The sequence below is a fragment of the Shewanella sp. YQ_9 genome, assembly GCF_043103185.1.
Taxonomy (GTDB): Bacteria; Pseudomonadota; Gammaproteobacteria; order Enterobacterales; family Shewanellaceae; genus Shewanella; species Shewanella algae.
The window spans coordinates 15,752-30,836 of the sequence record NZ_JBICJO010000030.1 but is presented as its reverse complement, the minus strand read 5'-3'; the positions used below and the strand labels follow the sequence as shown (position 1 = coordinate 30,836).

Annotated in this window: 13 protein-coding genes; 10 read left to right on the top strand and 3 right to left on the bottom strand. The window is 53.3% G+C overall.

Annotated features, from left to right (window positions below):
• Window positions 1–311: 311 nt before the first annotated feature.
• On the bottom strand, window positions 312–1,283 hold the full coding sequence (locus ACF8D4_RS09270; RefSeq protein ID WP_129979427.1) for a LysR family transcriptional regulator: 972 nt from the start codon (window positions 1,281–1,283) through the stop codon (window positions 312–314).
• Window positions 1,284–1,597: 314 nt separating this feature from the next.
• On the opposite strand from ACF8D4_RS09270, the gene pnuC reads away from it, so the two are divergent.
• The 4 genes from pnuC to ACF8D4_RS09250 all read left to right on the top strand — a co-directional run bounded on the left by pnuC (window position 1,598) and on the right by ACF8D4_RS09250 (window position 4,617).
• Entirely contained in the window at window positions 1,598–2,329 is a 732-nt protein-coding gene (pnuC, locus tag ACF8D4_RS09265) for a nicotinamide riboside transporter PnuC (RefSeq protein ID WP_269149838.1), read from the top strand.
• Window positions 2,329–3,060 (top strand): nucleoside phosphorylase, encoded by a 732-nt coding sequence (locus ACF8D4_RS09260; protein WP_071237093.1) that lies wholly within the window; start codon window positions 2,329–2,331, stop codon window positions 3,058–3,060. The genes pnuC and ACF8D4_RS09260 overlap by 1 nt, the downstream gene beginning before the upstream one ends.
• A gap of 62 nt (window positions 3,061–3,122) precedes the next feature.
• Window positions 3,123–3,800, top strand: coding sequence for a Crp/Fnr family transcriptional regulator (locus tag ACF8D4_RS09255; RefSeq protein WP_392464980.1), 678 nt, complete (start codon window positions 3,123–3,125; stop codon window positions 3,798–3,800).
• Window positions 3,801–3,909: 109 nt separating this feature from the next.
• A complete protein-coding gene (locus ACF8D4_RS09250; protein WP_144438620.1) occupies window positions 3,910–4,617 on the top strand; it encodes an MliC family protein in 708 nt (235 codons plus the stop codon).
• Between the two features lie 53 nt (window positions 4,618–4,670).
• Here the strand turns inward: ACF8D4_RS09250 and ACF8D4_RS09245 are convergent, their stop codons facing one another.
• Together ACF8D4_RS09245 and ACF8D4_RS09240 are read right to left on the bottom strand one after the other, a co-directional pair.
• Window positions 4,671–5,135 (bottom strand): YhcH/YjgK/YiaL family protein, encoded by a 465-nt coding sequence (locus ACF8D4_RS09245; RefSeq protein ID WP_054745014.1) that lies wholly within the window; start codon window positions 5,133–5,135, stop codon window positions 4,671–4,673.
• A gap of 215 nt (window positions 5,136–5,350) precedes the next feature.
• Entirely contained in the window at window positions 5,351–7,744 is a 2,394-nt protein-coding gene (locus ACF8D4_RS09240; RefSeq protein ID WP_392464978.1) for a TonB-dependent receptor plug domain-containing protein, read from the bottom strand.
• A gap of 457 nt (window positions 7,745–8,201) precedes the next feature.
• Here ACF8D4_RS09240 and ACF8D4_RS09235 point away from each other — a divergent pair, with 457 nt between their 5' ends.
• The 6 genes from ACF8D4_RS09235 (at window position 8,202) to ACF8D4_RS09210 (ending at window position 15,054) form a co-directional block, all read left to right on the top strand.
• Window positions 8,202–9,257: an alpha/beta hydrolase gene (locus ACF8D4_RS09235; RefSeq protein ID WP_392464977.1), complete on the top strand. Its 1,056-nt coding sequence runs from the start codon at window positions 8,202–8,204 to the stop codon at window positions 9,255–9,257.
• Window positions 9,258–9,425: 168 nt separating this feature from the next.
• The gene (locus tag ACF8D4_RS09230) at window positions 9,426–10,013 is read left to right on the top strand and encodes an LON peptidase substrate-binding domain-containing protein (RefSeq protein WP_025009287.1); all 588 of its coding nucleotides are present in this window, start codon (window positions 9,426–9,428) and stop codon (window positions 10,011–10,013) included.
• Between the two features lie 82 nt (window positions 10,014–10,095).
• Window positions 10,096–11,031, top strand: a complete 936-nt coding sequence (locus ACF8D4_RS09225; protein ID WP_392464975.1) for a pseudouridine synthase — start codon at window positions 10,096–10,098, stop codon at window positions 11,029–11,031.
• A gap of 258 nt (window positions 11,032–11,289) precedes the next feature.
• Window positions 11,290–12,681, top strand: a complete 1,392-nt coding sequence (locus tag ACF8D4_RS09220; RefSeq protein ID WP_392464973.1) for a hypothetical protein — start codon at window positions 11,290–11,292, stop codon at window positions 12,679–12,681.
• Window positions 12,674–14,002 carry a glycosyltransferase family 2 protein gene (locus ACF8D4_RS09215; RefSeq protein WP_144224946.1) on the top strand — a complete coding sequence of 443 codons (1,329 nt, stop codon included), beginning with the start codon at window positions 12,674–12,676 and terminating at the stop codon, window positions 14,000–14,002. The genes ACF8D4_RS09220 and ACF8D4_RS09215 overlap by 8 nt, the downstream gene beginning before the upstream one ends.
• Entirely contained in the window at window positions 14,002–15,054 is a 1,053-nt protein-coding gene (locus ACF8D4_RS09210) for an HlyD family secretion protein (RefSeq protein ID WP_028779616.1), read from the top strand. The genes ACF8D4_RS09215 and ACF8D4_RS09210 overlap by 1 nt, the downstream gene beginning before the upstream one ends.
• Window positions 15,055–15,085: the final 31 nt, after the last annotated feature.

Below are 15,085 nucleotides of genomic sequence, written 5' to 3'. Positions count from 1 at the left end.
AAGAGCGGACTCTTGCCATTTTTCATTCCGGGAGACTTTTTGTTATGAGTTGGGTTTTCCTGGGAAGGTGCGAACAAGCCTCATGTGTGCTCTGCGTCGGCTTACAGGCCTGGATGCAAGGCGTGGTTCGCAGCAAATGGCCCTAGTCCTTTGCAAGAAGCACAACACAGCAGGCAGGTCCGTAAGCCACGCCCTTCGGGGCTTTCACAGCAATCGGCTTTCTGCGTTATCCGACTTTGACAGGCCCCGGCATGCCTTCAGTCAGATGCCTTGAATGCCAGCTGCTGTGCAAGTCAGAGTGCCACGAGGACTTATTTGCACCTTCCCCTATTCCATTCGCTTTTCAGTTCTCTGACCAATACCTCCTTAAGCCAGTCTCTGGCCTGTGATTTATTTAGATCACTGACCACGACATAATGGCCTATATCTCTGTTGGTGTTTATTTCGCTCAATAGGGTCTGGCTTATTTCGAGGGGCAGTTTTCTATAAATAAGATTGGGAAAACCGGCAACATAATCTGTGGTAAAGAGATTGCAGGAGATGGAGTAGTAAGGCATGTCCAGCAATACGCTGGCGAGGCTGGCCAGACTCCCCGTAGAGCCGGCGATGACACACTCCTGGTTGCGCCGTCTGGCTGCAGAGACAATTAAAGGCTCGGGCAAGTCGCAGAAATTATCCATCTCATAATAGGGATATTTGAACAGGTCTTCTAAAGTCACCTGCACGTTATCCTGTAAGAAAGGATGTTTACGGTTGCCCAATAAATATAGGTTTCTCACTTCGGCAAATAGATTGCCCTGTAAATGGGCGCCGGTATAGCTTTCTGACATCACGGCAATATCTATATTGCCGTTTTCCAGTTCTGTGGTGTATTCGTGGGACAGAATTCGAATATCAAAACTCATATCAGGTGCGAAAGGGCGCACCTTATTATTGAGTATTTTGTGAATAATGGGGCTGAAGTCATCATAGACGGAAATAACAAAGTGCTCCCGTGACTTGGCCGGTTGATACTCGGTGAACTGATTCTCCAATTCCTGATAGCGCTGACACAGGTCCTGAACCATGGGCAGCAACTGGCTTGCCTTATGGGTGGGAATAAAACCACTGGCACGGCGGATATACAAGGTGTCATCAAAAATTTCCCTGAGCTGCTTGAGGTGCCTGCTGATGGCGGAATTGCTTATCCTCAAAGCATGGGCGGCATTTTGACAATTTCTGTGCTCATCTATGGCGATCAGCACCTGCATTAATTCATAGTCCAGTCGTTTTATATCTTTCATAGCTGGTTAAATGCTTCTAAGGTATGCCCGCATCATGGGGGCTAGCCCAGCCCTGGACAGTGAACTGAGTCACATCTGACTTGAGTGAATTAACCAAAATGTTACATGGCGCCCAATGTTGCCGAATCGAAAAAAGCGAATCCCGAAAGCGGAAAATGTCCATTGTGAACATCTGCGTCAGGGCACAGCTTCAGTGCTGAAGGCGCCACACAAGAGTGAGCTGTGACTTAAATCAGCCAAGGTGGACAAATGTCCTTAACTTGAGCTTTGCCATCTGCTTACATGGGCGCAAAACACAATAATGCAAGGAATAGATGATGGATATTGCCGCTTGGTTTGATATCAACAATACCCTGGTGAACATTCCCATTGGCAGTGGCTATGCCATGTCATGGATTGAAGCCGTGGGCACAGTATTTGGTTTGCTCTGTATCTGGTTCGCCAGCCAGGAAAAAACGATTAACTATCTGTTTGGATTGGTTAATGTAACTCTGTTTGCGATTATTTTTTATCAAATACAGCTCTACGGCATCTTGCTGCTGCAGCTGTTTTTCTTCTGCGCCAATCTCTATGGCTGGTATGCCTGGACCCGGCCGGATCAGCAAACCGGCGACACCCTCAAGGTGCGTTGGCTGTCGAAGCAGAAACTGGCCTTTACCGCGGCGGTTTCAGTGCTGGGCATCGGCCTGATGACTGTCTATATCGACCCGGTATTTGCTCTCTTTGCCCAGGTCAGTGTCGATACGCTCAACCTGTTTGGTGCCGGGCTGGCCCAGCCTGTGCTGGAGCCGGATGCTTTCCCCTTCTGGGATTCAGTGATGACAGTGCTGTCTGTGGTGGCGCAAATTCTGATGACCCGAAAATATGTCGAGAACTGGATCCTCTGGGTACTTATCAATGTGGTCAGCGTCGGCATCTATGCCGCCCAGGGGGTTTATGCCCTGTCGATTGAATACATTATCCTGCTGTTTATTGCCGCCAACGGCACCCGTCAGTGGATGCGTACCGCCAAAGACAATGGCAGCCGTCCGGCGGAGGCTTGCTGATGAGTGCCGATAAACAGCCGCATATCTGTCTGTCTCCGGCGCAGGTGAGTGAGCAGGTGATCCTCTGCGGTGAACCACAAAGGGTCAATCGGATTGCCGCGCTGTTGGACGATGGCCGGTTGCTGGCAGAGAACCGCGAGTTTCGCAGCATGGGCGGATTTTACCAAGGCGTGGCTGTCACTGTTTGCAGTACAGGGATAGGCGCACCATCGGCGATTATCGCCCTGGAAGAGTTGTATCAGTGTGGCGCCCGCCGTGTCATTAGGGTCGGCTCCGCCGGCGCGCTGCAACCGCAGATAGCCTTGGGCGAATTGATTCTGGCGGAGGCCGCGGTGCGCGATGACGGTGGCTCCGGCTGTTATGCGCCGCCCGGCTATCCGGCGCTGGCGAGTCGGCAGCTTATCAATGCCATGGCGGCCTATTTGCAGCGCCGGGATTGCCGCTTCCACTCCGGTATAGTGCGTTCACACGACAGTTTTTACCGGGATGATGAGCTGGAGATTTGCCGTCATTGGCATCGACTCGGAGTCTTGGGGGCTGACATGGAAACAGCCGCGCTGCTGACGCTTGGCCGCCTGAGAGGCCTGGAAGTGGCTGCGGTGCTCAATAATGTGGTCTTGTATGGTGAAGATGTGCAACAGGGCATCAACCAGTATGTCGACGCCGATAGCGCCATGATGCAGGGGGAAAAGTTGGCGTCTTTGGCGGCGCTGGAGGCGCTCTGCTGTTGAAGTTTGTGCCCGTAAGGCTGATGGGCTAGCATGAGCCATCATCTTTACGGGATCTTGTTGTTATGCAGCTGCAACCATACAGCACCGGGCGTTTCAGTGCGCATCTAAAGCAGTCTCACCAGGCGTTTTGCGACGCCATGCTCGAGTGCTGCGGCCAGAGCCAATTGCTGCAGGTCGGTGAAGATCTCTTGTCTCAGGGGCGGGAGTTGACCCATATGTGCCTGGTGCCCGAAGGCCGGGTGTCGATGAATATCTGCGCCGTCAACGGTCGCAGGTTTCAATTGGGGGAGCTGGATTGCGACTGGCACCTTTTCGGTGAGATGGAGTTCTTTACCGCCACCAGTTGTCAGTGGAGTGTGGTGGCCGAAGAGCCGATGGAAATCCGCCAGTTATGCCTGAAGAAAGTCAGGCATATGCTGCTGCAACAACCCGAATTTACCCTCTTTTTTGCCAGCGCCCTGGCCTGGGATTATCAGGATTCGCTGGACATTTACACCAATAGGCTCTTGCACCCCATCAGCTATAACATCGCTTTCGATCTGCTCAGGCGTCAACACGAAGAGGTGATGCTGGGTTCCTGTGGCAGCCCGGATCAGGAGGCGGAGCGATTCGGCACCTCTGGCCGGGTCTATCGCAGGGCGGTAAAAGAGCTTATCGACAAGGGCCTGGTCATAAAACAGGGCGCCTTGCTGAAAATTGCCAATCTGCAGGCATTGCAGGATTTTGTCGATAAGGCTTAATAGCCAACTCATTGATCTGATATTTAATTCAGCCAGCGGACAGGCGCGGGGTTTTAGACTAGGCTCAGGCATCCGCGAGTAGATTCAGCGAGAAGATTAAGGAGCAAAAATGAGTTTCGGGACAGTTTCACAGACAGGGCTTTTACTGGCGTTGGTCGCCGCGGCGACGCTCAGTGGCTGCGGGCAGCAGACACTGGATAACAGCCAGGATGTTGCCGCCGCATTGGCTACAGGTGGTGGTTCAACCTCGCCCCAGGCAACAGAGCGGGAACTGCCGACATTTGATTGCAACGCCTTGGGCGAGCGGGCTTCCAGCATAGAGATGCTTATTTGTCAGGAGCCAGAGCTTGCCAAGCTGGATCAGCAGCTGGCCGAAGTTTATGCCAAGGCCAGTGACAAGGCGGTCAATGAACAGCCACCCCTGCTCAAGGCCGAGCAGCGCGGCTGGATCAAGGGCCGCAACGAATGTTGGAAGAGTGAAGACAAGCTGCAATGTACCAAGGATTCATATCAAAGGCGGATAGTAGAACTGCAGGCCCGTTATCATTTGGTGGCGTCTAGCGGCCCGGTATTCTTTGCCTGTGACGGCAACCCGGCCAATGAGTTGGTGACCACTTTCTTCGAGACAGAGCCGGCAACCATGATTGCCGAGCGCGGCGACAGAAGCATTTTGATGTTCAGTGTGCCAAGCGGCAGCGGCGCCAAGTATCAGGGCGGTGACTACAGCTTCTGGGAGCATCAGGGCGAGGCCAGGGTGACCTGGGGTTATGGCGCCGAGGAGATGCTTTGCAAGCCCACAACCCAAGACGATAAGTAAACCACAGACCCAAAAAAGCCCGCAATCGCGGGCGTTTTACTGCAAGTGACCTTCTAATCCAACAGTACTTTTACGACTACCTTGCGGACAGCAACGGCTTTGGCCAGCGTACCCGGCATATGCATGTCTCCGGGGAAGAAGATGGCAAACATGCCGGCCTTCAAAGGGATAAATGCCGCGGCTTCGCGGTTGGATTGATAATCAAACTCGGCATAGTCGTGCGCCTCATGATAGGGGCGACTGGGCGTTTGGGCTCCCAGCGGCAGGTAGCCAAACTCCTCTTCACCACTGACCACATACTGCACGTCCAGATAGCGTCTATGTACCTCGAATGGCTCGGTTTCTCTGGGCTTGGTGTGGTAATCGTTGACTATGGCAAACAGCTTTTTACCATCCAGTTCATAGCTGCCGGGGGCCAGTTGGCTGAAGTCTGTTGCGGCCAGATAATCCAGGGCTGCCTGAATACGTGGGCCCAGCACTCGGTAATGGCCACGGTTGGCCAGAGTATCCACTATCATTTTGTATCTTCTGGGGAAAGGGGTTGGCTCAGTATAATAGCATTCCTGCTGGAAGTTTGATCTCTTTGAGAAGCAGCAGGCGCCTGACAGGCACTTGAGTTGCCAAGCGGCCGATATCAGGGGGGATCAGCGCCAAAAAGCACAAAGGCCGGCGATATCGCCGGCCCTATGTTTCCCTGCAAATATGTTTCCCTGCAAATGTGTTTTCCGGTAAATCAGTAGCTGTATCTGGCTTCGAGGAAGTAGTAACCGCCGTTGAAACCAAAAGGTGTGTTGGTCAAGGGGTAGACGAAGATCCCGTTGAAGTTGTTGTCGTCCGGGCGTTTTTCCGGATAGGTATCGAACAGGTTCTGCACCCCGGCGGTGAAGCTCAGGTTATCTGTGGCCGCATAGGTCAGTGACAGATCCACGGTGAACTTACCGTCGTACTCCACGTCTTCACGTGAGTAACCTATGGTGTAGGGGCCAAAGTAACTCAGGCGCAGGTTGGTCTTGAAGTCGCCCAGGCTGTGGGTCAGCCCCAGGTTACCTGTGTTCTTCGGATTGGCCTTGGTCATCCGGGTCTGCTCTATACGGTCAAACAGCTGATCTTCCAGGCCATCCAGAAGGTTTGGCAGATGGATATCGCGGATTTCCGTATCGTTATAGGCATAGGCCAGGCTCGCGCGCAGATCGCCGTAGCTGCCGAGATCAAAGTCCTGGGTCACCACCAGATCTACACCTCGGGTGCGGCTATCTACGGCATTGATAAAGAAGCGTGCCGACTCGGCGTTGGTACCGGCCAGTGCATCTGCCACCACCTGGGAATCGGCCGGTGTCAGTGAGCTGGAGAGCACGATTCTGTCATCTATGCTGATCTGATAGGCATCCAGAGTCACCGCCAGACCGGAATCATTGGTGTATACCAATCCCAGGCTGAAGGACTCTGACAACTCGGGTTGCAGCTTGCCTACCTGCAGCGCCTGGGTCACGGAAGACAGGTTGTTGAAGGTGCCCGACTCGGTCGGTACCAGCTGGCCTGTCACGGGATCCGGGTTGAACAGGGTCGAGATATTGGTGAAGTACAACTGCTGCACGCTGGGTGCGCGAAAGCCTGTGTTGGCAGTGGCTCTGAGTGCCAGGTTGTCGGTCAGATCGTATCTGGCGGCCAGCTTCCAACTGGTGTTGTCACCAAAGTCGGAATAGTCTTCATAGCGCACCGCGGCGGCCCAGTAGAAGTCGTCGGTCAGTTGGTTTTCCACCTCGAGATAGACACCTATGTTGTCTCTATCCTCATCTACCGCCGATTCTGGGGTAAAGCCGCCAAAGCCTTGGCTGCCGCCGGCCTTGTTCTGATAACCGCCATTGATATAAGAGGCTTGCTCTCCGGCTTCCACCTGATAAGCGTTCTGGCGCCAGGCTGTGCCTACAGCGACCAGGAGCTCTGAGTCATTGTAAAAGTCGAAGTAACGTGAGGCATCCAGAGTCAGGTTCCACTCTTCGGTGGACAGGGTACCTGCGTCGAATTCGGTTTGGCTGTCGGGGCCCAAAGAGGCGTTGAGTGTGTTCTCAACCCGGTACTTAAAGCGGTTCTTGCCGTATCCGGCCGAGGCATCCAACTGCCACTCGCCCAGGTTAAATTCATAACCCAGCAGCAGAGACTGATCTGTGATCTTGGGCGTTATCTGCGGCAGGAAACCATCGGGATAGATTTCGGCAACATTGCGGCTATCCAGTGGACGGCGGAAGAAGGCGCCGGAGCGGGTCTCGCGCTGGCTCAAGCCACCGAAGGCGTACAGTTTGCTGTCATTGGCAAACTCCTGAGCGGCATTGAGAAACAACCCCAGGTTGTCATATTCGGCGTCACCCACATGGTGATTCTTGCGGTTAACGGTTTCTTCGCGGGGATCCGGGCTGCCATCGGCCAGAAGAGGATATTGCTGACGCGGATCCAAACCGGCGCGATCGGTGCTGTTCTTGTGATGTGCTTCCAGCGACAGATTCACAAAGCCAGTGTCACCTATGCTGAGGCCGTGGTTGAGGCCGACACGCCATTGCTCGCCATCACCCTGATAGGTTTGACCGGCTTGGGCCGATACCATGCCACCTTCACTGTTGTCTTTGAGTACTACGTTGATCACCCCGGCGATGGCGTCAGAGCCATACTGTGCCGAAGCGCCATCACGGAGAATTTCGATGCGTTTGATGGCCGTCATAGGGATGGCGTTCAAGTCGACGTTGGACGAGCCCTTGCCCACAGTCCCTGATAGGTGGACCAGTGCCGAGCCATGACGGCGTTTACCATTAACCAGCACCAGGGTATGGTCCGGTGACAGGCCGCGCAGACTGGCTGGACGCACGGCATCTGAGCCATCGGTGACCGAGGAGAAGGGGAAGCTGTAGCTAGGTGCGGCAAACTGCAGCGCCTTGGCGGTTTCCGTCATGCCAGTGGCTTCAAGTTGTTCGGCCGTAATGATATCGACCGGTGCCACGCTGTCGGTGGCGGTCCGCAGGGCGATACGTGAACCTATGACGGAGATGGTTTCGATACTGGGCTGCTCTTCGGCAGCAAAGACGGCAGGAACAGTCAGTTGACTCGCCACTGCCAGTGAAATAAGAGCTAAGCGCATACGACCTCTTGAATGATTCAAAACTGCATTTTTATTGCGCAGATAGTAGCATTGTTACAATTGATGCATTTAGACGTAAAAGTGATAACTCAGAGCGCAGCGTTCTAGAAACATTTAGTTTTTTGGATAGAAACCTTTCCCTGACCTTGGCTATCCGGGGTTTTGGCTGTTTGGGTTATATAAGGGAAATATTGGGTTTGTTTGGGGTTTAATTGACTGTTTTGCTTTTATTTATATAGTGGTTTTTGAGTTAACAGCCTATTTATGACTATCTAGACTTTCAAAGCTGTCTTACGAGCGTTTGAACTTGAGTCGTCCCGGCCGTTTTTCGGAGCAGCCGGGAGGAGAGGGGGAACACTCTGGCAGTGCAAAAGCCAGGCACTCTTGAGTCAAACTTGGCTGCCGTGCAAGGCTGCGGTATCTTGCCTGTGACTTTTGCGGCTCAGGGAGTGACTTTTTGGCTAACTTGCGATTTCTTGCCGGTACAGATGCCTATCAGACATTGATGGAACAGGGATTAAAGCCTGAGAATTTTACTCAACTATTGGCGGCGTCCGGTGGTCCCAAATGGCTGGGGATTGCCGGGCTCGACAAATACCTGTTTGGCGAGTTTTTCAAACAGAGGCAGACACCGCTTTACACTCTTGGCGCTTCATCCGGCGCCTGGCGTTTGGCCTGTCTGGCTCAGGCAGATCCGCTGGCGGCTTATCAAAGGTTGGAACAACTTTACATAGACCAGCGCTATGAAACCCGTCCGAGCCGGGAAGAGGTCAGCCGCCAGGTCCGCGGTATAGTCCGCGGGATTTTAGGCTCAAGCGGCACCGAAGAGATCCTCAAACAGCCGCATATTCGCAGTCACATAGTGGTGTGCCGCGCCCGTCACTTGAACCGGGTCGGCAGCAAGTTGGCGCTGGCGGCAGGCCTGGGCGCTACCGCCATGACCAACCTTGTCAGTCGCCGCACCTTGGGGTGGCACTTTGAGCGTCTGGTATTTGCCTCTGCCATAGAGGATTCCCCCTTCGCTCAGTTGAAAGATCTCCCGGGAGACAGCGCCTTGCTCAGTAGTGACAATATTGAAGCCGTATTGCTGGCTACAGGTTCTATTCCACTGCTGCTGTCACCGGTAACCGAAATCAGCGGTGTGACCAGCGGGCACTTCTATGATGGCGGCATCACTGATTACCACTTCGACCTGCCGCTGTCACGGGCGCCGGGGTTGACCCTGTATCCGCATTTTTATCCCCATATGGCGCCGGGATGGTTCGATAAATCCTTGCCATGGCGCCGGGCCAAGCGCCGTTATCATAATGCTTTGGTGTTGGCTCCCACCGAGGAGTTTGTCGCTTCGTTGCCCTATGGCAAAATTCCGGATCGCAAGGACTTTGAAACCTTGGATAGTGCCAGTCGAATTCAATATTGGCGCCGCGCCGCCGATATCAGTAACAGATTGGCTGATGAATTTGCCGAGGTATTTCTCGGTGGCAGGATAGCCCAAAGGCTGGAGCCTCTGTAAGCAAGCTTGCAACAAAACCCACTCAACGCCTGTCTAATTCATTAGCAGACCTAAGGACTAGCCCAAATTGCCAATGGATGAAATTTCAGCAACTGCTAGACTTTAAAGCGAATGTTGAACCTCAGGTTCGCTTTCGGTTACTCACTCCCCGAGGGGAAGGAGGTTGCTATGCATACACAGGAAATGGCGTTACTGACCTATGATGCCTTGTTGTTGCCAGGTGGACGGCTTGAGATCAGGATCCTTGACCCCATCACCCTGAGCATGGTGGCCGATGTCCTGAAGGGGAAATATCCGCTGGCTTTCGGAATGCGTAACAGCGTTGCCATGCCGCCCAGTTTCCCCATTGCCACTCGCTGTGAGCTCATCGACTTCAATCAGTTGGAAGATGACTCGCTGAGTATCACCCTGGAAGGCAAGCAAAGGGTCAAAGTCCTGTCCGCCAAACAGGAAAAAGATGGCCGCTGGCTGGCCGAGGTAATGGATTGTCCCAACTGGGCCGAGGAGCCTATTCGGGGCGAGTTCACCCTTATCAGTGCAGCGCTGGAGCAGTTTTATGAGGTCAACCCGGACTTGCGCGGGCTCTACTCATCAGAAGTGCATCTGGATGATGCCGCTTGGGTTAGCCAGCGTTGGTTGGAAGTTTTGCCCTTATACAACAAGGACAAACAGCTGTTGTTGAATCAACCTGATTGCCACAAGACCATGGACTTTGTGCTCAAGTTGATTAAGTCCCATGTTCAGCAGCAGCTTTGAGTGTACTTGCCTCGAATAATCTGGGGCAGATAGAGTAGAATGGCGGCCCTGAGTCGCCATTTTTTATTTTGCCGGAAGAGTTATGAGCCAAACAGACAGAGCCGCACAGCCCTCCTATGTTGTCTTGCCAAGGGATGTGACCGACAAAGCCACTGTTTTGGCCTTTCTTATCGACCATTTCAGCCGCATCGATGCCGATGTCTGGCGTGAGCGGGTCGCTGCCGGCAAGGTACACTGGCAAAATGGTGAGACTATCCAGGCTGATACTCCTTATCGGCCTACCGCCAGGGTCTACTATTACCGTGAAGTCCCCAAAGAAACCCGGATCCCTTTTGAAGAGCGGATCCTGTTTCAGGACGAGCACAGCATTCTGGTGTTCAAACCGCACTTTTTGCCTGTGACTCCCAGCGGTAACTATGTCAACGAGTGCCTGGTGCATAGGTTAAGGCGCCGCACCGGGATAGAAACCATAGCGCCGGCGCACAGGCTGGACAGAGAAACGGCCGGAGTCATGCTGATGTCCACCGATCCCGAAACTCGGCATGCCTATCATGCTTTGTTCCGTGAAGGCCAGATACGTAAGGACTACCAGGCGCTGGCGCGGCTGACACCTGAGCTTCAGGCGGGATTGGCAACTGGCGAACTTAGCCTGCCGCTGCACTGGACAGTGAAAAATCGCCTCATCAAGGGCGAGCCCAGTTTTATCATGCGCTTGGCAGAGGGTGAGGCCAACAGTCACTCGGAAATCAGTCTCATCGCCGTTAATGGCGATATGGGGCTGTTCAGTCTGAGTCCAATTACCGGCAAGACTCACCAACTCAGGCTGCATATGCAGAGTCTTGGAATGCCACTGCTGAACGACAGGTTTTACCCCGAACTGCAACCCAGGAGCGAAGATAATTTCAATAAGCCCCTCAAGCTGATGGCTTGTCGCTTGCGCTTTATCGATCCCATCAGTGGCAAACACCAGGATATAAAAGTGGATGGTTTTGAAACTGAATTGATTGATACAGTTTGATACTTTTGGAAATAAAAAGAAGGATATTGTTTAGGGGTAATTAAGTATATTTCATAGTTTTATTTTAAATATAATTAATTATGAGTTGATCTGAATAATAAAGTGGCAGGCTCTCTTTTTTCGTCAAAATATTGGCGGTTTTGTTTTTTTTGGTTATATAATCTCCACCGCTTAAAAATAGATTCTAATTGATTCGTACAAACTTCGCCAAGGATGTTTTCATCTTTCATTGGCGGGCTTGTCGTTGCCGAGATTTATATGTCCATTACCAGAGCCGATATCAGTGTTGAGGCACAGGCCATCCCCTGTTGGATTGGCTTTCGAAATTCAGAAAGTTATAGCACTGATTTTGAAGTGTTTAATGATGTTAGTGACTTCTTGGCTGCTGGTCTTGATTATGAAGTCATCTGCCTGAACCTGCCGGCTGAAGCTCAGGACCAAGCGCTGATTCAGCTGAGATGCCAGCCATCAAGCTTTATGGCCATGATCAAAGTGATAACGCCAAGCCCTCTCTCTGAATATCTGGCCAATGGTTTATTTCAGCCTGACTTCAAACAAGAGTTGGAAAATTATTGGCAAAGAAAGAGCTTAATTAAATTACCCAGCCAGGATGATGTCAGTTATCGGCTGTTGAGTTTTATGTGGTTATTTCCTGAATATCGTTTACAACCTGTGGCTACGCCGGAAAAGCCACATCTTTATGAGTATCCACTGCTGCAGCTATTGACGGGGTCAGCAAAGGCAAGCCAACTGCTGTTGGATAAATTATTGAACCGGCATTGGCTGGCACCCACCAAGCTGAAGGACAGAGTCAGGCTATGCTGCAAGTGCCACTCAGGGCACCTCAACTATATCGATCTTTGTCCCCAGTGCCGCAGCATAGAAATTGATATGCAGACCAGTTTGCACTGTTTTAACTGTGGTCATGTGGATAGTCAGCAAGCCTTCAGTCGCAGTGGCGGACTCAGTTGCCCCAACTGTTTGCAGCGGCTGCGGCATATAGGTGTCGACTATGACAGACCAATAGAAAACCAACACTGCAATAGCTGTAATAGCCTGTTTTTGGAGGCCAAGGTCGAGGCAGTTTGTCTGCACTGTGGTCATGGACATCAACCGGACGAGCTGACTATACGTCGCATCTCTGACTTTGAACTGGCGGAGCAGGGAAGGGAACTGGTGCGCCATGGCGTTCAACAGCAACTGTTTGCCGCGCTTGGCGAACAGATGAGTCGGGCTCACTTCCTCTGGTTACTGCAGTGGCACAATCAGTTGGCACTGCGTCATGGTCATGAACATCTGCTGTTGGTATTGGATCTGGAGGCATTGGCGCCGGATCTGGTCGGCAGCGGAGAAGCCCGCGCCCTGACTCTGCTCGATGCACTCAAGCAGCGCTTGTTGAGCCTGGTTCGGGTGACCGATGCCTGCAGCAGCCATGATGACCAAGGCGTCTTGTTACTATTGCCTTACACTGGCGAGTCACAGTTACCGGCATTGAAGCAAAAACTACAGAGGCTCAATGACAGCGTGCCAGAGGGAGAGTTGAGGTTAAGACTCAAGGCGGTTAGCCTGCCGGATCAACAACTTGGTGCCGAAGTTGAATCCTGGTTGACCAGCCGTCTGCAGCAGGCCGAGGTATTGGACGGTGAGTGAGTTCAATACCCTGGCTTTTATGAGCCTGGATATTTGGCACAACCTGGCGACAGACGTCAGCCTGTTTCTCTGGCTGGTGCCGATGATTTTTCTCTACGAAATGCCATTGATGCTGATAGTGGTCTCAGGCGTCATCGGCTGGCATTGGCAAACGTTCCGCCGCCCCAAGGTTGAGAAGGCTTATCGACCCAAGGTCAGTTGCATCATTACTTGCTATGCCGAGAAAGAAGCGGTGCGGCAAACCATAGCCACCTTGGCCGAACAGGACTACCCGGGGGAGATGGAGATTATTGCCGTGGTTGACGGCGCGGTGCAAAACGCCGAAACCTTCGAGGTCGCCAAGGCAGCAGCGGCACAATGCCGCTGCCCGGGGCGGGAGATTATCGTGCTGCCCAAGTGGCAACGTGGTGGCCGGGTTTCGACTCTGAATGCCGGTTTGGCCAGGGCCAGCGGCGAGCTGGTAATGAATGCCGATGCCGACACTTCGTTCGACAATGATATGGTTTCCCAAATCGTGCCGCTGTTCGCCGATCCCAACGTGCCGGCAGTCGGTGGCTCTTTGCGGGTGCGCAATGTCGATGATTCGCTGTGGACCCGGATGCAGGCGATTGAATATTTGATCTCCATGCAAGGCGGCAAGACCGGTCTTGGGCATTGGAATCTGCTCAACAATATCTCAGGAGCATTCGGCGCTTTTCGCCGTGACTTGCTGGTCAAAATCGGCGGCTGGGATACCCATACCGCCGAGGATCTGGATCTGACGCTGAGATTCAAACAGTACTTCGGCCGTCATCCCAATTGGCGCATTCCCTTTGCCACGCTGGCCATAGGGCATACCGATGCCCCCATGGATCTCAAGACGCTTGTCTGGCAAAGATTACGTTGGGATGGCGACCTTTTGTTTCTCTACTTTCGCAAGCACTGGCCGGCCTTTACCCCCGGGCTTCTGGGGGGCGCCACCTTCGCCTTTACTCTGGTCTACGGCTTCTTGCAAAACGTGCTGATGCCCTTTGTCATCCTGCTCTACAGCTTAGGGATAGCACTGGCGTACCCCTGGCAGTTTTTGACAACCATTGCCCTGACCATCTACCTGGGATATTTGGGATTCTTGCTGTTCTTCTATCTGCTGGTACTGGTAGCGATTTCCGAGCGGCCACGTCAGGACCTGAAGCTGCTGCTCTGGTTGCCGCTTTATCCCTTCTACGCCTTGTTCATGCGAAGTATCTGCTTGTTTGCCTTGCTTAATGAAATGGTCAGACGCTCACATGAAGAGAGTTCCATGGCTCCCTGGTGGGTGCTGAAACGCGGGAGAAAATTTTAGTGAAAGTGACTTATCAAGCGGCTGCCAAGGCGCAACAACCCACCCGGGATCAAGGTTTAAAGGTGGACTATGCCCCGGCAAAACGGGGCGGAATGAAATGGCGTTGGTATCTGCTACTGTTGCTGGTTATCGCCCCTGTGGTCTTGCTGCTTTGGGTGTTGCTGCGCCCCAGCCTGTTTGTGCTGGCACCGGGAATACTGACCTCTGAGCCGCTGGAAATGCGGGCAATGCAGAAGGGCCGATTGCTGGAGCTTTCAGTACAACCCGGGAGTAGGGTCGATGCCGGTCAGGCGCTCGGGCGCATAGCCGATGCCGGTCTGGATGCCAGCATTGACGAGTTACAGCGCCAGTTGGCCGAGCTGACACCGCCATCGCTGGAGCAGGATCTGGCTATTCTGGGGCAACTGGAACAACGGGTGCTGGTGGCCGAGCAGGGGGTAAAGCGTCAGGATGAACTATTGTCGCAGTTCGAGTCATTTCGTAAGCAGGGGGTGGTTCCCACTGCAGATATGGCGGCGGTGATGCAGGCCCATACCAGTGCCAGAATGGCGCTGGAGCAGGCCAGGGCCGAGCTGTTGCAGCAAAGGCAGTTGCAGCAGCAGGAGCGGGAGGCGGGGGTGATAGCCCAGAGTCGCAACAGCCTGCTGCTTAAGCTTGCGGAGCTGCAGGCCAAACGCCAGCAGTTGACCATACAGGCGCCGTTTGCCGGCCGGGTAGCCGATGTTTTGGTGCAGCAGGGGGAAACCATAGCCGAGCAGCAGCCTATGCTTTGGCTGTCGGGGCGGGCACAGCCTGTGGTGGTCTGTTATCTGGCGCCCAAGTATCTCAACTATGTTGCTCAGGGACAGCAGGCCAGCGTCAAACTCCCCAATGGAACCCGGATCCGCGCCGAAATTAAAGAACCGACCGAATTGGTGGGCAAGGTGCCCAAGCAGCTGTCTGGTCCTTTCGATGGTGACAAACCGGCACTCAAGGTCACGCTTGCTTTGCATCAGAGCCTGCCTTTGGCGATTGAGGGCGTTCCGGTGGAAGTGAGTTTCGATCGTTTCTGAGAAAAAAGGCTTTCCCGACAAAAATTGGCGT

Coding starts and splice junctions, on each gene's coding strand:
- ACF8D4_RS09245 (WP_054745014.1), bottom strand. CDS start 5,135: ATGATAGTGGATACTCTGGCCAACCGTGGCCATTACCGAGTGCTGGGC.
- ACF8D4_RS09220 (WP_392464973.1), top strand. CDS start 11,290: ATGTCCATTACCAGAGCCGATATCAGTGTTGAGGCACAGGCCATCCCC.
- ACF8D4_RS09240 (WP_392464978.1), bottom strand. CDS start 7,744: ATGCGCTTAGCTCTTATTTCACTGGCAGTGGCGAGTCAACTGACTGTT.
- pnuC (WP_269149838.1), top strand. CDS start 1,598: ATGATGGATATTGCCGCTTGGTTTGATATCAACAATACCCTGGTGAAC.
- ACF8D4_RS09255 (WP_392464980.1), top strand. CDS start 3,123: ATGCAGCTGCAACCATACAGCACCGGGCGTTTCAGTGCGCATCTAAAG.
- ACF8D4_RS09260 (WP_071237093.1), top strand. CDS start 2,329: ATGAGTGCCGATAAACAGCCGCATATCTGTCTGTCTCCGGCGCAGGTG.
- ACF8D4_RS09230 (WP_025009287.1), top strand. CDS start 9,426: ATGCATACACAGGAAATGGCGTTACTGACCTATGATGCCTTGTTGTTG.
- ACF8D4_RS09225 (WP_392464975.1), top strand. CDS start 10,096: ATGAGCCAAACAGACAGAGCCGCACAGCCCTCCTATGTTGTCTTGCCA.
- ACF8D4_RS09250 (WP_144438620.1), top strand. CDS start 3,910: ATGAGTTTCGGGACAGTTTCACAGACAGGGCTTTTACTGGCGTTGGTC.
- ACF8D4_RS09270 (WP_129979427.1), bottom strand. CDS start 1,283: ATGAAAGATATAAAACGACTGGACTATGAATTAATGCAGGTGCTGATC.